We start from the raw sequence: 19,902 nt of genomic DNA, 5'->3' as shown, positions 1-19,902 counted from the left end.
TCTTTCGTAAAGGTGTGTTATGCTATATACAAATGGAAAATTATCAATATATTTTAATTAAAGATATTCACACCAACCCCTATCAACCAAGAAAAGATTTTTCAATAGAGAAATTAAACGAGTTAGCAAATTCTATTAAAGAAAACGGATTAATTCAGCCTATTATCGTCAGGAAATCATCTATCATTGGATACGAACTTTTAGCTGGGGAAAGAAGATTTAGGGCAGCTAAAATAGCAGGCTTAACTGAAATTCCTGCCTTAGTCAAATCACTAAGCGATGATGAAATGATGAAGCAGGCTATTATTGAAAATCTTCAAAGAGAGGATCTCAATCCAATAGAAGAAGCTGAATCTTATCAACATCTTATTTACAAGGGGTTAACGCATGATGAAATCGCTCAGATTATGGGGAAATCAAGGCCTTATATTACAAATCTTGTTCGCTTGCTACAGTTACCTGATTTTGTCTTAAAAGCTGTAAAAGAAGGTCGTATTTCTCAGGCTCATGCTCGATTACTAATAAAACTTAAGGAAAAAGACCAGAAAAAATGGCTTGAAAAAATTATTTCTTCAGATATTTCTGTTAGAAAATTAGAGAAATTATTACAAACTTCTACTACTAAGCCTAAGTCTGAAAATGTCCAAAAAATTTTTATCGAAGAAGAAGAAGAAAATCTAAAGAAATTATTGGGAGTTGATGTAAAGATTAGTCTCTCTAAGAAACAAACTGGCAAAATCTCAATTTCTTTTTCTAATCAGGAAGAATATGAAAGAATTATTAACAGTCTTAAATAGTACTGTTATTTTTCTTTTATCATTTCACAAGCATTTCCACAAAATATAGTATCCAGAAAACTTTATATAGCAAGAAAAACCTTAACTTTCCACAACTTGTGGAAAACTTTGATAAACATTGTGGATTTCTATTCACAGTTGTGGAAAACTTTTTAAGTTTATGTTAAAATATTGAAGAATATTATAAGTAGAAGGGAGAAATAATGGCTCAGGAACAAGAATTTTGGGCGCGTGTATTAGAGTTAGCTCACACTCAGCTAAAAAAAACAACCTTTGACTTTTTTGTAGCAGAAGCCAAATTGATTAAAATTGAAAATAATCAGGCGACAATTCACTTAGATAGTCCTGTCAAAAAGCTTTTCTGGGAGCAAAATTTAGCAGATATTATCCTAACGGCTGGTTTCGAAATCTACAATGATCAAATTACTGCCTTATACGTATTTGAAACAGAAGACAGAGTTAAAGAAGAACCAGTTTATTTAACTTCACAGCAGCCTGATTTAACTGAAAAGAAAAAATCTCCTCCACTAGCTACTGGCTTAAAAGCAAAATATACTTTTGAAAACTTCGTACAAGGAGATGGAAATCAGTGGGCAAAAGCAGCTGCCTTAGCTGTCGCTGATAATCTGGGAGGTATCTATAATCCCTTATTCATTTATGGTGGACCAGGTTTAGGAAAGACACATTTATTAAATGCTATTGGAAACGAAGTATTAGAAAATACACCTGATGCTCGGATAAAATATGTTCCTGCTGAGACCTTTATTAATGATTTTCTGGAACATCTTCGCTTAGGAGAAATGGATAGTTTTAAGAAAATCTATCGCAGTCTTGATTTATTATTAATCGATGATATTCAAGCACTTAGTAAAAAAGTATCTACTCAAGAAGAATTCTTTAACACTTTTAATGCCTTGCATGGAGAAAATAAACAAATTGTTTTGACCAGTGACCGTAGTCCAGACTACTTAGAAAATTTGGAAGAAAGACTAGTCACGCGCTTCAAGTGGGGATTAACTAGTGATATCACTCCTCCAAATTTTGAAACCAGGATTGCTATTTTGCGAAATAAAATCGAAGAATTTGATCTTATTTTCCCAAATGAGACAATTGAATATTTAGCTGGACAATTTGATTCAAATGTACGTGATCTTGAAGGTGCTCTAAAAGATATCAATTTACTTGCTAGTATGAAGCAAATTAAAGAGATTACTATCGATATTGCAGCTGAAGCTATTCGCTCTCGTAAACAAGCAGGAAGTCAACTATTAGTCATCCCAATTGATCGTATCCAAACTGAAGTTGGGAATTTTTACGGAGTTAGTGTCAAAGAAATGAAAGGGACTAGGCGAGTTCAAAATATTGTATTAGCTCGTCAGGTTGCCATGTACTTGACCAGAGAATTAACAGATAATAGCTTACCAAAGATTGGACGTGAATTTGGAGGAAAAGACCATACAACTGTAATTCATGCCCATGGAAAAATAAAAAGTATGCTAGAAGAAGATGATAATCTACGTTTAGAAATTGAATCGATAAAAAATAAAATAAAATAGTTGTGGATAAGTTTTCAAAAATATGGAAATTAATCCACAAATTGTGCACAAGTAAAAATACTTGCTGTAACTATGATTGAACTATTTTTCCACATTATCCACATAGCCTACTATTACTATTAACCTTATAATCATAAATAATAAAAGGAGTTTTCATGATTAACTTTTCTATTAATAAAAATTTATTTTTACAAGCCTTGAACACAACCAAACGAGCTATTAGTCATAAAAATGCCATTCCTATTCTTTCAACGATTAAAATTGATGTTACTAACGAAGGAATTACCTTAATTGGTTCTAATGGACAAATTTCGATTGAAAATTTTATTTCTATAAATAATGAAAATGCAGGTCTCTTAGTTACTTCCTTAGGTTCAATCCTTCTTGAAGCTACTTTCTTTATTAATGTTGTTTCTAGTCTTCCAGATGTGACTCTTGATTTTAAAGAAATTGAGCAAAAGCAAATCGTACTGACTAGTGGAAAATCAGAAATTACTCTAAAAGGAAAAGATGCTGATCAATATCCACGTATTCAAGATGTACCAACTTCTAATCCATTGGTTCTTGAAACAAAGATTTTGAAGGATTTAATTAATGAAACAGCATTTGCAGCTAGCTTACAAGAGAGTCGTCCTATTTTAACTGGTGTACACTTTGTTTTAACGGATCATAAGAATCTTAAAACAGTTGCTACTGATTCCCATCGACTCAGTCAAAAGAAAATTATTCTAGAAAAAAATGGGGATAACTTTGACGTTGTTATTCCAAGTCGTTCTTTACGCGAATTTACAGCTGTTTTTAGCGATGAAATTGAGACAGTTGAGGTTTTCTTTGCTAATCATCAAATTCTTTTTAGAAGCGAAAATATTAGCTTCTATACACGTCTATTAGAAGGAAATTACCCAGATACGGATCGTCTTATTCCCACAGAGTTTTCAACAGTTGTTACTTTTGCTACATCTGCTTTACGTGCTGCGATGGAACGCGCTAGACTATTATCTAATGCCACACAGAATGGAACTGTAAAACTAGAGATTGAAGGTGGCGTTGTAAGTGCTCATGTTAATTCTCCAGAAGTTGGACGAGTGAATGAAGAAATTGATGCTGAAAATGTTTCAGGAGACAATCTAACTATTAGCTTTAACCCAACTTATCTTATTGAAGCTTTAAAAGCTGTTAATAGTGAAAAAGTAACTATTAGCTTTATCTCAGCTGTTCGCCCATTTACTCTTGTGCCTAGTGATCAAGAAGAAGATTTCATTCAATTAATTACTCCAGTGAGAACAAACTAATGTATGATAAAGGAAGTTATGTTGAAATGAAAAAGCCACATGCCTGTACGATTAAGTCAACAGGTAAAAAGGCAAATCGTTGGGAAATCACGAGAGTTGGAGCGGATATCAAAATTCGTTGCACTAATTGTGATCATGTTGTCATGATGAGCCGTTATGACTTTGAGAGAAAAATGAAAAAAGTCTTAAGTGATGAAACTTAAGACTTTTTATTATTCTTTTTATTTTTTTAGTTCTTCAAATTTACCATTTTCGACTTTTTTGAAGCCACTTTTTTCAAGCGCTTCTCCACTAGCTTTCATACTAATTTTTTTAGCATTTTTTTCGTTAGAAATCATCATACCTGGAAGAGAGGCTAATTCTTTTAAATCAGCTTTGTCGTAATCAATTTCTATATTTTCTTTAATACCGTTTTTATCAAAGGAGACTTTTTCTTTAATTCCTTTGACTGTTTGATATTGTTTTGAAAGTTCTTCTATTTTAGCTTTAGCAGCATTTTTTTGCTCTTCTTGGCTTTCATCGATTCCTAAAGACTTATAAGAAATGAAGTTTTCAGTAGTTTGTTTGGTAACTACGTCACCTTTATGATAATAGGTCAAACGCATATCAAATTGATTTGATTGATCAATTCTTTGGTAATAAGTAACTTCTTCTTTTTGACCACAAGCTACTAAAAGAAAAGCAAAACATACTGTAAGTATAGTAAGGGACAATTTTAATAAATGATTTTTTTTCATCATGGAAACCTCCTTCATATACAAATATTATAAAATAAATTCTTTAAAATTCAAATATTTTTTTTGAATTATCATCTTTTTTTGTAATTATAAAGTGTAAAAAGAGCAATTCCAAAAATAAAACATCCTATCCCTTCCTTAAAACCTCTAGGAATAAATTTTAGGATAACTCTTCCTGATCCTTTTTTTACATCAACCTTCATGAAGCCATCTTGAGCCTTATAGATAGTAACTGGATGACCATTTTGTGTTGCGCTCCATCCCTTATCGTAAGGTAAAGTTAAGAAGAGAGAGGAATCTTTTTGAGCATGATAATCTACAGTTATTTGGCTATTTTTTGTAGTAACTTCGACTTTTTGAGAATGAATTTTATCTATTGCTTCTTGAAAGTGATTGATATTTACTTTATAAAATTCAGGTTTATCAAAAGAAACTTGAGAATTATCAGGAAATGTAAAGCGAACAGTTACTGTTTGTTTATCCATAAAATGACCAAGATTAAAAAATGTAAAGACATTATTTGTTGTAAAGCGTCTTGTTTCGTTTCCTATCGAAATATCAACAACAGTCTGATCATCATTAGAAAAATGAATATTTGGAAGGCTGACATAAACTTGACTATTTTCAGGAACATCTAGTGTATAAGTCATACTAGCAAAGCTCTCATTATCCTCTTTGTCAACATTTACAGTGATATGATCATTATTTTCAATAATATTGTGAGAGTTTATTGGATAAATTTTTTGAAAATATTTATAGTTTAAACCTGATAATTGATTTAGAAATTTTGTTTGATTATCAAGAGTTAAATTATTAAACTTTACATCCTTGTAAACTTTATTAGTTAAAAAAGCTAAGGAAGTTGCATTTTTGTTTTGATATAGGGTTAAATTTTTTTCTGTTTTAATTGGAGTGAATCCATATTTTTGAGGATTTACTTCAGAAATATTATAAGCAAGTGAGAAGATAGCATCCATTAAAATGCTATTGTTTTGATATCGTAGATTAAGATTAGTTCCAGTTGATTTATAACCAAGTTTATCTAAAGTTGAACTTGTCATTGTATTTCGAACAGAAGAAAATTGTGAAATACCATTGTAGTTATATTTCATACTATCATTTCCTGTTTGAGGATCCAATGTCTCTGTACGAAAAAATTCTGTATTATTGTCTTTTGAATACTTTATAAGATTGTCAATTTGTTTTAAATTTTTAGCATAGGAAGAACGACTAGCAAATACCCATTCTTTAGCAATGCCATCAACTTGGTAAAAGGCATTTAAAGAAACTTCAAAGCAAACAAAAGCTAATGTTGTAATATAAAATACTCTTTTTGAAATAAAAGATTTAGTAAAAGTACCAAATATTAATAAGTAGGCTAGTAAAAATTCTAAAGTTAAAATAAAGTTTACAGGTCCTAAAAAATCATAATGTTTTCTAAAAACAAAAACTAAAATAAATCCAATGGATAAAATCGTGAAAGATATGATTAGATTCTTAAATTTAATTTGTTTAAGACGTTGTAAGGTTTCTGCTGCTAAAAAGATAATGAAAAGAGAGAAGAGCCAGGAATAGCGATGTAAAAACATATTAGGCGCGTGCATCCCTTGCCAAAACAAGTCTAATCTTTCAAGAGAAAAACTTGCAATAAATATTATAATTAGAAAAAAATAGGAAAGTTTCACGTGAAACTTAATCGATTTTAATGTAAAAAACAAGATAGCTAGCAAGAGTGGAACTATTCCAACATAAATCATTGGAATTGATCCATATTTAGTTGTATCAAAGCTTCCAATAAAATTTTTAGCAAAAATATCTAAAAACCAAGTTTTTTCTGTAAACAGTCTATCAACTGAAGTTAATTTTTCTCCATGAGTTTTTAAATCCAAAAATGTTGGCAAAATCATAATTAGACTTGTGACGCCAGATAATATTGACACAATTGTAAAGTCTAAAAAAGTTTTAATTCTATTTTTAAAATCCCATGTTGTTTGAACAAAAAACCAAAAAATTAAAAATATTGCCATCATATATCCAAAATAGTAATTCTGGATAAAGAGAATTGACAAACTCGTAAAGTATAATACTCGATTTCTTTTTATGAGTAAAAGGTGTAAACCATAGAGAATTAGAGGAGCAATAATAAAGACATCTAGCCAAGTTTTGATTTCAATTTGACTAGTTGCAAAACTCATAAGAGAATAGCAGGTTGACAGCATTAAAATAAGAAAGTTTGGTATTTTTTTAAATATCCCTTTTAAACTGATAGCAGCTGTTAATCCAATTAATCCAAATTTAATCAAGGTAAAGAGATAGACAGCATCTGGCATATTTTCTAGATTGAAGAAATAAACAAAAGGAGATAAAAAACTTCCTAAATAGTAACTAGTCAGAGCATAAAAGTTTAAACCTAATCCACTTGTAAAGGTATAAAAAAGACTATCACTGCCATGAAGAATATTTCTGAGCGTAGTATCAAAGATAACATACTGATGAAAGCCATCTCCTAGTAAAGGAGATGTATCACTATTCCAATAAATACCTTGGGAAAGATATACAATGAACATAATTAAAAAAGGAATTAAAAATGCTGCAAAGTAAACCCAATAATTTTTAAAATAATTCTTTATTTTTTTCATAAACTATATATAGCTAAAAAGCGAATATTCATTCGCTTTTTAGTCTTTCCATAATTCTTTTACTTTTTGCTGAATTTCTTGATTTTCTAAGAATTCATCATAAGTTTCATCAATACGATCAATCACACCATTTTTAGATAACACAATAATATGATTTGCTAATGTTTGAATAAATTCATGGTCATGGCTAGCAAAAATAATGGACTCTTTGAAGTTTTTCAATCCATCATTTAAGCTGGAAATTGATTCCAAATCTAAGTGATTTGTTGGATCATCCAATACTAAGACATTGGATTTAAGCAACATCAATTTAGAAAGCATAACACGAACTTTTTCTCCACCTGACAAGACGTTTACAGACTTGTTAACCTCATCTCCAGAGAAAAGCATACGCCCAAGAAAACCTCGGAGGAAAGTATTGTCATCTTCTTCTTTACTTGCAAATTGACGCAACCAGTCAAGGATTGATTCACCACCAGCAAAATCACGAGAATTATCTTTAGGTAAATAAGATTGACTAGTTGTCACACCCCACTTGACAGTCCCTTCGTATTCAATATCACCCATTAAAGCACGAATTAAGGCTGTTGTTTGAATATCATTTTGACCAATCAGAGCTGTCTTGTCACCTGGACGTAAGATGAAACTGATATTATCCAAAATAGTTTCTCCGTCAATCTTGACTGAAAGATTTTCTACTGTCAAGAGGTCATTACCAATTTCACGTTCTGCTTTGAAGCTGATAAATGGGTATTTGCGGCTAGATGGGACAATTTCTTCTAACTCTATCTTGTCAAGCATCTTTTTACGGGAAGTTGCCTGTTTTGATTTTGAAGCATTGGCAGAGAAACGAGCAACAAATTCTTGAAGTTGCTTAATTTTTTCTTCTGCTTTGGCATTTCGGTCAGCGAGTAGTTTAGCCGCTAGTTCGCTTGATTCTTTCCAGAAATCATAGTTTCCAACATAGAGCTTGATTTTTCCAAAGTCAAGGTCGGCCATATGAGTGCAGACTTTATTTAAAAAGTGACGGTCGTGAGATACAACAATAACTGTATTATCAAAATCGATAAGAAAATCTTCCAACCAAGTAATAGACTGAATATCTAAACCGTTAGTTGGCTCGTCCAAAAGCAAGACATCAGGTTTACCAAAAAGGGCTTTGGCTAAGAGTACTTTTACCTTGTCTCCGTTAGAGAGCTCACTCATATTTTGGTAGTGAAGATCTTCTGGAATATTTAGATTTTGTAAGAGTTGAGAAGCTTCACTTTCTGCTTCCCAGCCACCTAGTTCAGCAAACTCTCCTTCAAGTTCAGCCGCACGAACACCATCTTCATCTGAAAAATCTGGCTTCATGTAGATAGCATCTTTTTCTTTCATGATACTGTAAAGTAGGTCATTTCCCATAATAACAACATCAATGACTCTTTCATCTTCGTAGTCAAAGTGATTCTGGCGAAGAACTGAAAGACGCTCATTGGGTCCTAAAGAAATATGCCCCGTAGTTGGTTCAATATCTCCAGCTAATATTTTTAAAAATGTTGATTTTCCAGCACCATTGGCACCAATTAAACCATAGGTATTACCAGCTGTAAATTTGATGTTGACTTCATCAAATAATTTGCGGTCGCTGAAACGTAATGAAACATCTGATACTGTAAGCAATATAATTCTCCTCTTTAATATATCTAGTACTATTTTACTAGAAAAATCGCCATATTTCAAATGATTCAAGAAGAAACTCTTGTTTTTAATTGTAAAATTTCCGTCAACTTGTTGTCAATTAAATTGACAAAGGTGTAAAAGTTATTTTTATATAGAAATTTATCCAATCTCCTTTCTCATTTTTATTGAAAATGTTATAATGAATTCAACATTAATTGAGGAGAAATAGATGACAAAGCCTATTATTTTAACAGGAGATCGGCCAACTGGAAAATTACATATTGGCCATTATGTAGGAAGTTTACGGAATCGAGTTCTTTTACAAAATGAAGGAAAATATGATTTATTTGTTTTTTTAGCTGATCAACAAGCCTTGACAGATCATGCTAAGGACCCACAAACAATTATTGAATCAATTGGAAATGTAGCTTTGGATTATTTAGCTGCTGGTTTGGATCCAGAAAAGGTTACCATTTTTATTCAGAGTCAAATTCCTGAACTTGCTGAATTAACAATGTACTACATGAATCTAGTCTCTTTAGCTCGGTTGGAAAGAAATCCAACTGTCAAGACAGAAATAGCTCAAAAGGGCTTTGGTCAAAGCATTCCTACAGGATTTTTGGTTTATCCAATTTCTCAGGCGGCTGATATTACAGCTTTTAAGGCGAATTATGTACCAGTTGGGACTGATCAAAAGCCAATGATTGAGCAAACTAGAGAAATAGTTCGTTCTTTTAACAATGCTTATCAAAAAGATGTCTTAGTTGAACCGGAGGGGATTTATCCTGAGAATGAAGCTGCAGGACGATTACCAGGGTTGGATGGAAATGCTAAAATGTCTAAATCATTAAATAATGGAATCTACCTTGCTGATGATATGGACACACTTAAGAAAAAAGTGATGGGAATGTACACAGACCCTAATCATATTAGAGTAGAAGATCCGGGAAAAATCGAAGGTAATATGGTTTTTCATTATCTGGATGTTTTTGGAAGACCAGAAGATCAAGCAGAAATTGCTGCTATGAAAGAACATTATCAAAGAGGCGGCTTAGGAGATGTAAAAACAAAACGATATCTATTGGAAATTTTAGAAAGAGAGTTGGGCCCTATTCGTGAGCGTCGCATAGAGTTTGCTAAAGATATGGGACAAGTCTATGATATGCTTAGAAAAGGAAGTGAAAAAGCACGTCAAAAAGCTAGCCAGACTCTTTCTGAAGTGAAATCAGCGATGGGGATTAATTATTTTTAATAGATGATTGACAAATCATAACAGAGTGGTATTATATTATAAATTATGTTGGTCTAGAACATGGTTCTACTATATAGATGAAAATAGAAAAGAGGAAACTTCGAATGTCTAATTGGGACACTAAATTTTTGAAAAAAGGTTTTACCTTTGATGATGTATTGTTGATTCCAGCTGAAAGTCATGTGTTGCCTAACGATGCTGATTTAACTACGAAATTGGCAGATAATTTGACTTTAAATATCCCAATTATTACAGCGGCAATGGATACCGTAACAGAAAGTCAAATGGCCATTGCTATCGCGCGTGCAGGTGGTCTTGGAGTAATCCATAAAAATATGTCTATTGCGCAACAAGCAGACGAAGTCCGTAAGGTAAAACGTTCTGAAAATGGTGTCATTATTGATCCCTTCTTCTTAACACCAGAACATACAATTGCTGAAGCAGATGAATTGATGGGACGTTATCGTATTAGTGGTGTTCCAGTTGTTGAAACATTAGAAAACCGTAAGTTGGTTGGTATATTGACCAATCGAGATTTGCGTTTCATTTCTGATTTTAATCAACCTATTTCTAATCATATGACTAGCGAAAATTTGGTTACAGCTCCGGTTGGAACAGATTTAGAAACTGCTGAGCGTATTCTTCAGGAACACCGTATTGAAAAACTTCCTCTAGTTGATGAAGATGGTCGTCTTTCAGGTTTAATCACGATTAAGGATATTGAAAAAGTAATTGAATTTCCAAATGCTGCTAAAGATGAGTTCGGTCGTCTCCTAGTTGCAGGTGCAGTTGGTGTTACTTCAGATACATTTGAACGTGCCGAAGCCCTTTTTGAGGCAGGAGCTGATGCGATTGTTATTGATACTGCTCATGGACATTCTGCAGGAGTTCTGCGTAAGATTGCTGAAATTCGTGCTCATTTCCCAGATCGTACTTTAATCGCAGGAAATATTGCAACTGCTGAAGGTGCGCGTGCCCTTTATGAAGCAGGTGTAGACGTTGTCAAGGTTGGTATTGGCCCAGGTTCTATCTGTACCACTCGTGTGATTGCTGGTGTTGGTGTCCCTCAAGTGACTGCTATTTATGATGCAGCAGCTGTTGCGCGCGAATATGGTAAAACAATCATTGCTGATGGTGGTATTAAATACTCAGGTGATATTGTCAAAGCTCTAGCAGCAGGTGGAAATGCTGTTATGTTAGGTTCTATGTTTGCAGGAACTGATGAAGCTCCTGGGGAAACCGAAATTTTCCAAGGACGTAAGTTCAAAACATATCGAGGTATGGGATCTATTGCAGCAATGAAAAAAGGTTCAAGTGACCGTTACTTCCAAGGTTCTGTCAACGAAGCTAATAAGTTAGTTCCAGAAGGAATTGAAGGCCGTGTAGCATACAAGGGTGCTGCAGCTGATATTGTCTTCCAAATGCTTGGTGGGATTCGCTCTGGTATGGGTTATGTTGGAGCTGCAAATCTACAAGAACTACACGAAAATGCTCAATTTATTGAAATGAGTGGTGCTGGATTGAAGGAAAGTCATCCTCATGATGTTCAAATTACAAACGAAGCTCCTAACTATTCAGTACAATAAAAAATGCGCTATATTTTGGTGCATTTTTATTTTACAATGGATATAGAAATCTTTACATTATATGTAAAGGTTGTAAAAATAGAGTTTACAATATTGTAAACTCTATTTTATATTTCCATTTGAAATTTCAAAAATCTTGATATCTTTAGGTAGGTTTTTTAGGTGTTCCAAAGTAGTTGTGGTAATAAAAGTTTGTATTTCTTGAGAAATTGTTTCTAGCAATTTAAGTTGACGATCATTGTCAAGTTCACTCATCACATCGTCAAGCAGGAGGATAGGAGATTCTTTTGTTATATTTTCAATCAATTTTATTTCTGCTAATTTAAGAGAGAGTACCACACTTCTGTGTTGCCCCTGACTTCCATAATTAGCATCCATTTGATTGATAAAGAAAGCTATATCATCTCGATGAGGACCTACACCAGTATTTTGTTTAAATAAATCTCTTTTTCGATTTTTACTTAGGCTTTGTCTAAAACTTTCTTCAATACTGTCAATATCTTGTAAAGGTACAGAGGATAGATAGTCAATAGTTAGAGTTTCTTTTTTTTGTGAGATATCAAGGTGTTTTTCCTGGGCGAATATTTCGAGTTTTTTTAAGAAGTCTAAGCGATGTTTGACCACACGACAACCATATTCAATAAGCTGTTCATCTAAAACAGATAGAAAATTCTCATCAATTTTTTGACTGTTCTTTAGATAAGAATTTCTTTGTTTAAGAACATGATTGTAATTGGAAAGATCTGCTAGATAAAGAGGCTTGATTTGCCCCAATTCAATGTCTATAAATTTTCGTCTTAATGAAGGCGAACCTTTAATAAGTTGTAAATCTTCTGGCGCAAACAGAACAACATTCATTGTCCCAATATAGTCGGAAAGTCTATTTTGCTTGAGATGGTTGATTTTAGTAATACGTCCCTTAGCTGTCAACTCGATGTCAAGAGGAATTGTTCCTGTCTTTTTTTCAAGGATACCTGATACTTTGAGATCTTTTTCTTGAAAATGAATAAAATCTTTATCTGATCTAGTTCGATGACTACGAGTCAATGCTAAGAAATAAATTGATTCTAGAATATTTGTTTTTCCTTGTGCATTTTGACCAAGAAAAACGTTTAGACCAGAGTGAAAGTTGATTTCCGCGTCTTGATAATTACGAAAATGTTTAAGAGTCAGTGATTTTAGCCACATATTATGTTCCTGGGAAGCGTACAGGAGCTTTTTTCTCTTGCTTTATACCTGTTTGCTTTCTGTTATTCTTTTTGGGAGTAGTATTTTTTTTAAGATTTTTATTCATTTCTTTAACCATATTAGCAATACGTTGTTTTTCAGCTATTTCTTCTGTATGCTGAATTTTTTCGTCTGCACTTGGTTCAAGAATGGATAGAGTTAGGTTTTCTGCAGGAATTGTTATTTGGTCTCCAACTCGGACTTTTTTTCCTCGTCTTATTTCTAATTCGCCATTGAAAAAAACATCATTTTCAGCTAAAAATGCCTTAATAGCACCGCCACTTTGGATTACTCCAATCTCTTTCAGGAGAGCTTGGAGTGTGATATATTCATCAAATAATTTATAATCCATATTTCACCTCAATCCTTGTTATTATACCATATTTTAAGACTCAAAGTGTATAAAATATCCAGGGAAGAAAACGTTTTAATCTGTTATAAGGAACACCAATTTCACATCATTTCGTGATATAATAGAATTCATATTAGGAAGCAAGAGGAACCTTATGGAATTAGCAAAAGGAGTCAATCTCCATTTTATTAAATCAACGAAATTTAAAACAAATAAAATAAAACTTCGTTTTTCTGCACCAATGAGTCCGGCTACTGTTGCTGAGCGAGTTTTGGTTTCTAGTATTTTAGAAACGGCAAATGCTGTTTATCCAACTTCTCAGCTATTTCGTGAGCGTTTAGCTAGTTTATATGGATCAAATTATTCAACCAGTGTTTCAAAAAGAGGTTTGGTTCATTATGTAGATATAAATGTTTCCTTTGTTAGAGATTCTTTTTTAAGTAGGAAAAACGCCCTAACAACGGAGGTGGTTGAATTTATCAAAGCAAGTCTCTTATCTCCTTTAGTTGACCAGAAAGGTTTTGATTCCTCTATCTTTGAAATTGAAAAGAAAAATATTATTCATGAGTTGGAATCTGAAATAGAAAACCATTTTTACCACGCTCATTTGGAATTGAATAAGTTATTTTATTTAAGTGAAGAAATGCAACTTCCTCGGGTCTCAAGACTTGACTTAATGAAACAAGTGACACCTGAGACTAGTCTTGCAGTTTTTCAAAAAATGCTGAAGGAAGATAAGATTGATATCTTTTTTATCGGTGATTTTAATGAAGTGGCTATGCAGGAACAATTTTCTCAATTTGGCTTCACGGATCGTGAACAGGATTTACTATTGGATTATCAGCAACCTTTTTCAAAAATTTTACGAGAAGGGATTGAACAAAAGGAAGCTAATCAATCCATTTTAGAAATGGGATATCATTTCCCTATTCAATATGGAGATACTAGTCATATCCCTTTGATTGTAATGAATGGTCTTCTGGGTGGTTATGCACACTCAAAATTATTTGTAGAAGTTCGTGAGAAAGCAAGTCTGGCCTATACTGTTTCTAGCACTATGGATATTTTTTCAGGAATGTTACGAGTATATGCTGGAATTGATAGAAAAAATCGTAATAAAGCGATGACTTTAATTAACCGACAAGTAGCTGATCTAAAAAGAGGAAAATTTTCTGAAGAAGAGCTTCAACAGACAAAAAATATGCTTAAAAACAGTGCTCTCTTATCTCAAGATCGTCAAAATGCTTTACTGGAAACAACTTATTTGTCGGCTGTTTTAGGCAAGAAATTTTTAAGAGTCGATGAATGGTTAGAAGTTATGGAAAATGTTAAGAAGGAAGATATTGTTTTAGCAGCGAATACCTTAAAACTTCAAGCGGTGTACTTTATGGAAGGGAAATAATGCAGAATTTAGCGCTGAAAAAAATAGAATATACAGCTATTGGAGAAAGTCTTTATCGGGTAATTTTACCAAATGGATTGCGACTTTTTTTACTTCCTAAAACAAATTTTCATGAGACATATGGTATTATGACAGTGAATTTTGGGTCAGTGGATACTTATTTTGTACCAAGAGGGACCAAGCAAGCTATCCATTATCCAGCTGGAATTGCTCATTTTTTAGAACATAAATTATTTGAAGATGAAAATGGCAATGATCTTTTGCAGGAATTTGTAGACTTAGGAGCAGAAAGTAACGCCTTTACCAGTTTCACAAAGACAAGTTACCTGTTTTCAACAACTGAGAATGTAGAAGAATGTTTGGAATTACTACAGGATTTGATTGGGGAAGCTTATTTTACAGAAGAATCTGTTCAGAGAGAACAAGGAATTATCCAGCAAGAAATAGAAATGTACCAGGATAATCCAGATTATCGTTTGTTTTTTAGCGCTTTAGCAAATCTATACCCAGGGACAGCTCTGGCACAAGATATAGCTGGGAATCGCGAGTCGATTGCTGAAATCACAGTGGAAGATTTGGATGAAAACTTTGAAACTTTTTACCATCCGTCTAATATGAGTTTATTTTTAGTTGGAAATTTTGATCTGGATAAAACGGTAGCTACTATTAGTGAACAACAAAATTCGTATGAAATAGAGGATGAAAAATCATCCATCAAAAGGCGTTCATTAAAATTATCTCCTGTAGTTCCAACTGCTAGTATGAGGATGGAAGTCAGCCGACCTAAATTAGCTGTTGCTATGCGAGGAAATGACAAAATTTCAAAGAGAAAATTATTTCGCTATAAACTTATTTTGAAATTATTATTTGATATGATGTTTGGCTGGACTTCTAAACGTTATCAAAAAATGTATGAAAATGGGAAAATTGATGCTTCTTTGACTCTGGAAGTTGAAGTAGAAGAACGCTTCCACTTTGTTATGCTGACGATGGATACCCAGGAGCCAGTAGCCCTATCTCATCAAATCCGTACAGCAATTAAAGAATTCGCTCAAGATATGGATGTAACAGAAGAGCATTTAGATATTGTTAAAAGTGAAATGTATGGTGATTTGATGCATGGTCTAAATTCGTTAGAATATATGGCAACGCAGTATGAAACCCTTATAGATGGAGAAAATCTTTTTGACTTGCCAAAAATTTTACAGGATATTCACTTAGAAGATATTTTAGAAGTTGGTCATGAGTTTATTGATCACTGTGACATGATAGATTTTACAATTTTTCCAAAATAATCCTAACAAAAGAAGAGAAAAATTTGGTACAATAGTCTGTAAAAAAATGATAGAAGATGTTTTCAGAAAAGAGGATATAAAACACAAAAAATGAAACAAAGATCTAGTCCCTAGTATTATCTTTGTAAGGCTGATTCATGTTATTAGCTATGAAATCTAGATTTTATAAATATGATAAACTTTAAAGCTTGTGACATCTGTCTTTGGCACAGCTTTTTCTAGTATTTTTTAGAGGAATTTGAACGTATGAGAAAAAAAACGATAGGTGAGGTATTAAGGTTAGCTCGAATTAATCAGGGACTAAGCCTAGAAGATTTACAACAAAAAACAGATATTCAGTTAGATTTATTAGAGGCTTTAGAAGCAGATGATTTTGATAAACTACCTAGTAGTTTTTATGCCAAATCTTTTCTCCGTAAGTATGCTTGGGCTGTAGACTTAGACGAAAAAATCATTTTAGACGCCTACGAATCAGGTAGTATGGTTACTTATGATGAAGTAGATGTTGATGAAGAAAATATGGGGAGAAGAAGAAGCAACAGACAAAAAACATCTTATTTGCCACTTTTCTATTTTTCTGTCATATCGTTGGCAATCATTGCCTTTGTAACTTATTATGTCTGGCAGTATGTTAACCAGATGGAGACGGAAACTGAGAATTCAGCCTCTTCAAGTTATAGTGTGGTTAAAAGTGAAGGATCTTCAGAATCCGCTTCAAGTAGCTCTAATCAGACTAGTTCTTCCTCAACCACATCATCTAGTAGCAATGCTTTGACAGTTTCTGGTAGTGGACAGAATATTACAGCTACTTATTCTGGGGCAAAAGATCCTGTAACCATCAAATTATCCGTCACATCTGCAACCAGTTGGGTCAGTTTGTCAGGAACAGATTTGGACAATGGGGTTGTTTTATCTCCAGAAAATCCAAGTGTAACAACTACTGTGTCTCCTGGTTCATCTACAGTTATCACCTTAGGTGTTGTAGAGGGTGTAACGGTCTCTGTAAATGATCAGATCCTTAATACGTCTGCAATCAATACCCAATCGGGAACGATTACTTTAACAATCAATAATTGAGAATGCTTATGAAAAAAGAAAATATTCCAAATGCTTTGACGCTCCTGAGAGTGGCGTTAATCCCAATTTTTATCCTATTACTAACCCTTGGTTCATCTAAGACTGCTCATGTCATTGCTGCGATTATCTTTGCGGTGGCCAGCATTACTGATTATTTGGATGGATATTTAGCTCGTAAATGGAAAGTTGTTACTAATTTTGGGAAGTTTGCTGATCCGATGGCAGACAAACTTTTAGTTATGTCAGCATTTATCATGCTGATTGAAATGAAAATGGCACCTGCCTGGGTGGTAGCTGTGATAATTTGTCGAGAATTAGCTGTGACCGGATTGCGTCTTTTGTTGGTAGAAACGGGAGGAACTGTTTTAGCTGCAGCGATGCCCGGTAAGATTAAAACATTTACACAGATGTTTGCTATTATCTTCCTACTAATCCATTGGACGCTTTTAGGACAAATCTGTCTGTATATCGCTTTAATCTTTACAATATATTCTGGTTATGACTATTTCAAAGGGAGCGCCTATCTCTTTAAAGATACCTTTAAATAAATGATGAAAAATATTATCGAAGTACACAACCTCAAATATAAATACGATAACGATGCTGAAGAATACATTTTAAATGATGTAACGTTTCACGTGAAACAAGGTGAATGGTTGTCCATTGTTGGTCATAATGGGAGTGGTAAATCGACTACGATTCGTTTGATTGATGGCCTTTTAGAAGCTGAAAGTGGAGAAATTTTTATCTTAGGTGATCGACTGACTCCAGAAAATGTTTGGGAAAAACGTCGTCACATTGGAATGGTTTTTCAAAATCCAGACAATCAATTTGTTGGAGCAACTGTAGAAGACGATGTGGCTTTTGGTTTGGAAAATCAGGGAATGGATCATGAAACTATGGTTGAGCGAGTAAATGAAGCGCTTGAGATCGTAGGGATGCAAGACTTTAAAAATCGAGAACCAGCTCGTCTTTCAGGAGGGCAAAAACAGAGGGTTGCTATCGCAGGAATAGTGGCTCTTCGTCCGGATATTATTATTTTGGATGAAGCGACTAGTATGTTGGATCCAGAAGGACGTTTAGACTTGATTCAAACAGTGAAACGCATCAAAGATGAGAATCAAATGACGGTCATTTCGATTACACATGACTTGGATGAAGTTGCACTTAGTGACCGTGTTTTGGTCATGAAAAAAGGAAAAGTAGAATCAAGCAGTACAGCTAGAGAGCTGTTTTCAAGATCAGATTTACAGGAATTAGGACTTGATGAACCCTTTTCAAATCAAGTCAAGGCAACCTTGAATGAAGATTTTGATTTGCCAGCTGATTATCTAACAGAAAAAGAATTGCAGGAATCTTTATGGGAATTACTTTAAAGAATGTTAGTTATACTTATCAAGCAGGCACACCATTTGAAGGGCCTGCCCTTTTTGATGTGAATTTGGAAATTAAAGATGGCTCTTACACTGCTCTAATTGGTCATACTGGTAGTGGAAAATCTACTATTTTGCAACTTTTAAATGGTTTATTGACACCTTCTGTAGGAAGTGTCACTGTTAATGATATAGAAATTACAGCTACTTCTGTTAATAAAGATATAAAGCAAGTAAGAAAAAAAGTCGGTTTGGTGTTTCAATTTGCAGAAAGCCAGGTGTTTGCAGAAACAGTCTTAGATGATGTGGCTTTTGGTCCTCAAAATTTCGGAGTTTCTAAAGAAGAAGCGGAACGTTTGGCTCGTGAAAAACTTCTTTTGGTGGGAATTTCTGAGGACTTATTCTCACGTAGTCCTTTTGAGCTTTCAGGAGGACAAATGAGACGAGTAGCTATTGCTGGAATTCTAGCAATGGAACCAGAAGTTTTAGTTCTTGATGAGCCGACAGCTGGGTTAGACCCAGCAGGTCGTAAGGAACTAATGGAAATCTTCCAAGGATTACATGAGGATGGTATGACTATTGTGCTGGTAACTCATTTAATGGATGATGTGGCAAATTTTGCTGATACTGCGTATGTGCTGGAGAAAGGACATTTAGTGAAAAGTGGTTCTCCCAAGGATATCTTTCAAGATGTGGAATTTATGGAAAAAATCCAACTGGGAGTCCCTAAGATTACAAAATTTGCGCAAGGTTTGGTAGAAAAAGGATTAAATTTACCTAATTTGCCAATTACAATCACTGAATTTAAGGAGATACTGCATGGATAAGATGATTTTAGGCCGGTATATTCCAGGTAATTCTCTGATCCACCGTTTGGATCCTAGAAGTAAACTATTATCTATGTTCTTGTTTGTTTTAATTATTTTTTGGGCAAATAATTTAGCAACAAACCTTTTGCTTTTTGTTTTTACATTTTTTTTAGTTTTTCTTTCTAGAGTCCCTATCGGATTTTTTGTAAAAGGTCTCCAATCTATGCTTTTCTTGGTTGCCTTTACGACTATTTTTCAGCTCTTATTTACTACAACGGGAAATACTCTTGTTCAATTTTCCTTTATTCGCATTACAGATATAGGCTTGGCACAAGCAGGAATTATTTTTAGTCGATTCGTTTTGATTATTTTTTTCTCAACATTACTCAGTTTGACTACAATGCCTTTAAGTTTGGCGGATGCGGTAGAAGCTCTCTTAAAACCTCTTACTGTTTTTAAATTCCCAGTGCATGAGGTAGGATTGATGTTATCAATGAGTTTGCGATTTGTACCAACTCTAATGGATGATACTGTTCGAATTATGAACGCTCAGCGAGCTCGAGGAGTGGATTTTGGTGAGGGAAACATTGTACAAAAAGTGAAATCCATTATACCGATTTTGATTCCTTTATTTGCTTCTAGCTTTAAAAGAGCGGATGCTTTAGCTATTGCAATGGAGGCGCGTGGTTATCAAGGAGGAAATCAGAGAAGTCGTTATAGACAGTTAAAGTGGCAAAATAAAGATTCCTATGCGATTCTTGTCTTGATAATTTTAGGAGCTATATTATATCTGCTAAAAAATTAATGTCAAGTCTGATTTTTGTGTTAATTTCACATATTATTTTA

General features: G+C 33.6%; 18 protein-coding genes. 13 read left to right on the top strand and 5 right to left on the bottom strand.

Annotation, left to right across the window (positions count from 1 at the left end; genetic code table 11):
- Positions 1-32 precede the first annotated feature (32 nt).
- From HMPREF0847_RS10830 to HMPREF0847_RS10815, 4 genes are all read left to right on the top strand, one after another.
- Entirely contained in the window at positions 33-797 is a 765-nt protein-coding gene (locus HMPREF0847_RS10830) for a ParB/RepB/Spo0J family partition protein (RefSeq protein ID WP_008808036.1), read from the top strand.
- A 203-nt stretch (positions 798-1,000) separates the two neighbouring features.
- Positions 1,001-2,353 carry a chromosomal replication initiator protein DnaA gene (gene dnaA / locus HMPREF0847_RS10825; protein WP_008808037.1) on the top strand — a complete coding sequence of 451 codons (1,353 nt, stop codon included), beginning with the start codon at positions 1,001-1,003 and terminating at the stop codon, positions 2,351-2,353.
- A gap of 155 nt (positions 2,354-2,508) precedes the next feature.
- Entirely contained in the window at positions 2,509-3,645 is a 1,137-nt protein-coding gene (gene dnaN, locus HMPREF0847_RS10820) for a DNA polymerase III subunit beta (RefSeq protein WP_008808038.1), read from the top strand.
- Positions 3,645-3,848 (top strand): DUF951 domain-containing protein, encoded by a 204-nt coding sequence (locus HMPREF0847_RS10815; RefSeq protein ID WP_008808039.1) that lies wholly within the window; start codon positions 3,645-3,647, stop codon positions 3,846-3,848. The genes dnaN and HMPREF0847_RS10815 overlap by 1 nt, the downstream gene beginning before the upstream one ends.
- A gap of 18 nt (positions 3,849-3,866) precedes the next feature.
- Here the strand turns inward: HMPREF0847_RS10815 and HMPREF0847_RS10810 are convergent, their stop codons facing one another.
- From HMPREF0847_RS10810 to HMPREF0847_RS10800, 3 genes are all read right to left on the bottom strand, one after another.
- Entirely contained in the window at positions 3,867-4,385 is a 519-nt protein-coding gene (locus HMPREF0847_RS10810) for a YehR family protein (RefSeq protein ID WP_020992856.1), read from the bottom strand.
- Positions 4,386-4,453: 68 nt separating this feature from the next.
- Entirely contained in the window at positions 4,454-7,021 is a 2,568-nt protein-coding gene (locus HMPREF0847_RS10805; protein WP_008808041.1) for a YfhO family protein, read from the bottom strand.
- 39 nt (positions 7,022-7,060) lie between these two features.
- A complete protein-coding gene (locus HMPREF0847_RS10800; protein WP_008808042.1) occupies positions 7,061-8,683 on the bottom strand; it encodes an ATP-binding cassette domain-containing protein in 1,623 nt (540 codons plus the stop codon).
- A 229-nt stretch (positions 8,684-8,912) separates the two neighbouring features.
- On the opposite strand from HMPREF0847_RS10800, the gene trpS reads away from it, so the two are divergent.
- Together trpS and guaB are read left to right on the top strand one after the other, a co-directional pair.
- Positions 8,913-9,935, top strand: a complete 1,023-nt coding sequence (trpS, locus tag HMPREF0847_RS10795; RefSeq protein ID WP_008808043.1) for a tryptophan--tRNA ligase — start codon at positions 8,913-8,915, stop codon at positions 9,933-9,935.
- A 104-nt stretch (positions 9,936-10,039) separates the two neighbouring features.
- Positions 10,040-11,521: an IMP dehydrogenase gene (gene guaB / locus HMPREF0847_RS10790; RefSeq protein WP_008808044.1), complete on the top strand. Its 1,482-nt coding sequence runs from the start codon at positions 10,040-10,042 to the stop codon at positions 11,519-11,521.
- Positions 11,522-11,623: 102 nt separating this feature from the next.
- Here guaB and recF read toward each other — a convergent pair whose 3' ends face one another.
- Complete coding sequence (gene recF / locus HMPREF0847_RS10785) at positions 11,624-12,709, bottom strand: DNA replication/repair protein RecF (protein WP_008808045.1); 1,086 nt, start codon at positions 12,707-12,709, stop codon at positions 11,624-11,626.
- A gap of 1 nt (position 12,710) precedes the next feature.
- Complete coding sequence (yaaA, locus tag HMPREF0847_RS10780) at positions 12,711-13,100, bottom strand: S4 domain-containing protein YaaA (protein WP_008808046.1); 390 nt, start codon at positions 13,098-13,100, stop codon at positions 12,711-12,713.
- 154 nt (positions 13,101-13,254) lie between these two features.
- On the opposite strand from yaaA, the gene yfmF reads away from it, so the two are divergent.
- The 7 genes from yfmF (at position 13,255) to HMPREF0847_RS10745 (ending at position 19,861) form a co-directional block, all read left to right on the top strand.
- On the top strand, positions 13,255-14,502 hold the full coding sequence (yfmF, locus tag HMPREF0847_RS10775) for an EF-P 5-aminopentanol modification-associated protein YfmF (RefSeq protein ID WP_008808047.1): 1,248 nt from the start codon (positions 13,255-13,257) through the stop codon (positions 14,500-14,502).
- Positions 14,502-15,797 (top strand): EF-P 5-aminopentanol modification-associated protein YfmH, encoded by a 1,296-nt coding sequence (yfmH, locus tag HMPREF0847_RS10770; RefSeq protein ID WP_008808048.1) that lies wholly within the window; start codon positions 14,502-14,504, stop codon positions 15,795-15,797. Before yfmF ends, yfmH begins: the two co-directional genes overlap by 1 nt.
- 246 nt (positions 15,798-16,043) lie before the next feature.
- On the top strand, positions 16,044-16,874 hold the full coding sequence (gene rodZ / locus HMPREF0847_RS10765; protein ID WP_008808049.1) for a cytoskeleton protein RodZ: 831 nt from the start codon (positions 16,044-16,046) through the stop codon (positions 16,872-16,874).
- 8 nt (positions 16,875-16,882) lie between these two features.
- A complete protein-coding gene (gene pgsA, locus HMPREF0847_RS10760) occupies positions 16,883-17,422 on the top strand; it encodes a CDP-diacylglycerol--glycerol-3-phosphate 3-phosphatidyltransferase (RefSeq protein WP_008808050.1) in 540 nt (179 codons plus the stop codon).
- A gap of 3 nt (positions 17,423-17,425) precedes the next feature.
- Positions 17,426-18,250, top strand: coding sequence for an energy-coupling factor ABC transporter ATP-binding protein (locus tag HMPREF0847_RS10755; protein WP_037622666.1), 825 nt, complete (start codon positions 17,426-17,428; stop codon positions 18,248-18,250).
- Positions 18,235-19,074, top strand: coding sequence for an energy-coupling factor transporter ATPase (locus HMPREF0847_RS10750; RefSeq protein ID WP_008808052.1), 840 nt, complete (start codon positions 18,235-18,237; stop codon positions 19,072-19,074). Before HMPREF0847_RS10755 ends, HMPREF0847_RS10750 begins: the two co-directional genes overlap by 16 nt.
- Entirely contained in the window at positions 19,067-19,861 is a 795-nt protein-coding gene (locus HMPREF0847_RS10745) for an energy-coupling factor transporter transmembrane component T family protein (protein WP_008808053.1), read from the top strand. The genes HMPREF0847_RS10750 and HMPREF0847_RS10745 overlap by 8 nt, the downstream gene beginning before the upstream one ends.
- The last annotated feature ends 41 nt before the right edge of the window (positions 19,862-19,902 follow it).

Source organism: Streptococcus sp. 2_1_36FAA (assembly GCF_000161955.2).
Classification (GTDB): domain Bacteria; phylum Bacillota; class Bacilli; order Lactobacillales; family Streptococcaceae; genus Streptococcus; species Streptococcus gordonii.
This window is presented reverse-complemented; position numbering and strand designations above follow the sequence as displayed.

Excerpts from the sequence above, each read along its gene's own strand:
- HMPREF0847_RS10815 (WP_008808039.1), top strand. The coding sequence starts at position 3,645 with ATGTATGATAAAGGAAGTTATGTTGAAATGAAAAAGCCACATGCCTGT.
- HMPREF0847_RS10805 (WP_008808041.1), bottom strand. The coding sequence starts at position 7,021 with ATGAAAAAAATAAAGAATTATTTTAAAAATTATTGGGTTTACTTTGCA.
- rodZ (WP_008808049.1), top strand. The coding sequence starts at position 16,044 with ATGAGAAAAAAAACGATAGGTGAGGTATTAAGGTTAGCTCGAATTAAT.
- recF (WP_008808045.1), bottom strand. The coding sequence starts at position 12,709 with ATGTGGCTAAAATCACTGACTCTTAAACATTTTCGTAATTATCAAGAC.
- HMPREF0847_RS10810 (WP_020992856.1), bottom strand. The coding sequence starts at position 4,385 with ATGATGAAAAAAAATCATTTATTAAAATTGTCCCTTACTATACTTACA.
- dnaN (WP_008808038.1), top strand. The coding sequence starts at position 2,509 with ATGATTAACTTTTCTATTAATAAAAATTTATTTTTACAAGCCTTGAAC.
- yaaA (WP_008808046.1), bottom strand. The coding sequence starts at position 13,100 with ATGGATTATAAATTATTTGATGAATATATCACACTCCAAGCTCTCCTG.
- yfmF (WP_008808047.1), top strand. The coding sequence starts at position 13,255 with ATGGAATTAGCAAAAGGAGTCAATCTCCATTTTATTAAATCAACGAAA.
- HMPREF0847_RS10755 (WP_037622666.1), top strand. The coding sequence starts at position 17,426 with ATGAAAAATATTATCGAAGTACACAACCTCAAATATAAATACGATAAC.
- dnaA (WP_008808037.1), top strand. The coding sequence starts at position 1,001 with ATGGCTCAGGAACAAGAATTTTGGGCGCGTGTATTAGAGTTAGCTCAC.
- yfmH (WP_008808048.1), top strand. The coding sequence starts at position 14,502 with ATGCAGAATTTAGCGCTGAAAAAAATAGAATATACAGCTATTGGAGAA.
- HMPREF0847_RS10745 (WP_008808053.1), top strand. The coding sequence starts at position 19,067 with ATGGATAAGATGATTTTAGGCCGGTATATTCCAGGTAATTCTCTGATC.
- HMPREF0847_RS10830 (WP_008808036.1), top strand. The coding sequence starts at position 33 with ATGGAAAATTATCAATATATTTTAATTAAAGATATTCACACCAACCCC.
- pgsA (WP_008808050.1), top strand. The coding sequence starts at position 16,883 with ATGAAAAAAGAAAATATTCCAAATGCTTTGACGCTCCTGAGAGTGGCG.
- guaB (WP_008808044.1), top strand. The coding sequence starts at position 10,040 with ATGTCTAATTGGGACACTAAATTTTTGAAAAAAGGTTTTACCTTTGAT.
- trpS (WP_008808043.1), top strand. The coding sequence starts at position 8,913 with ATGACAAAGCCTATTATTTTAACAGGAGATCGGCCAACTGGAAAATTA.
- HMPREF0847_RS10750 (WP_008808052.1), top strand. The coding sequence starts at position 18,235 with ATGGGAATTACTTTAAAGAATGTTAGTTATACTTATCAAGCAGGCACA.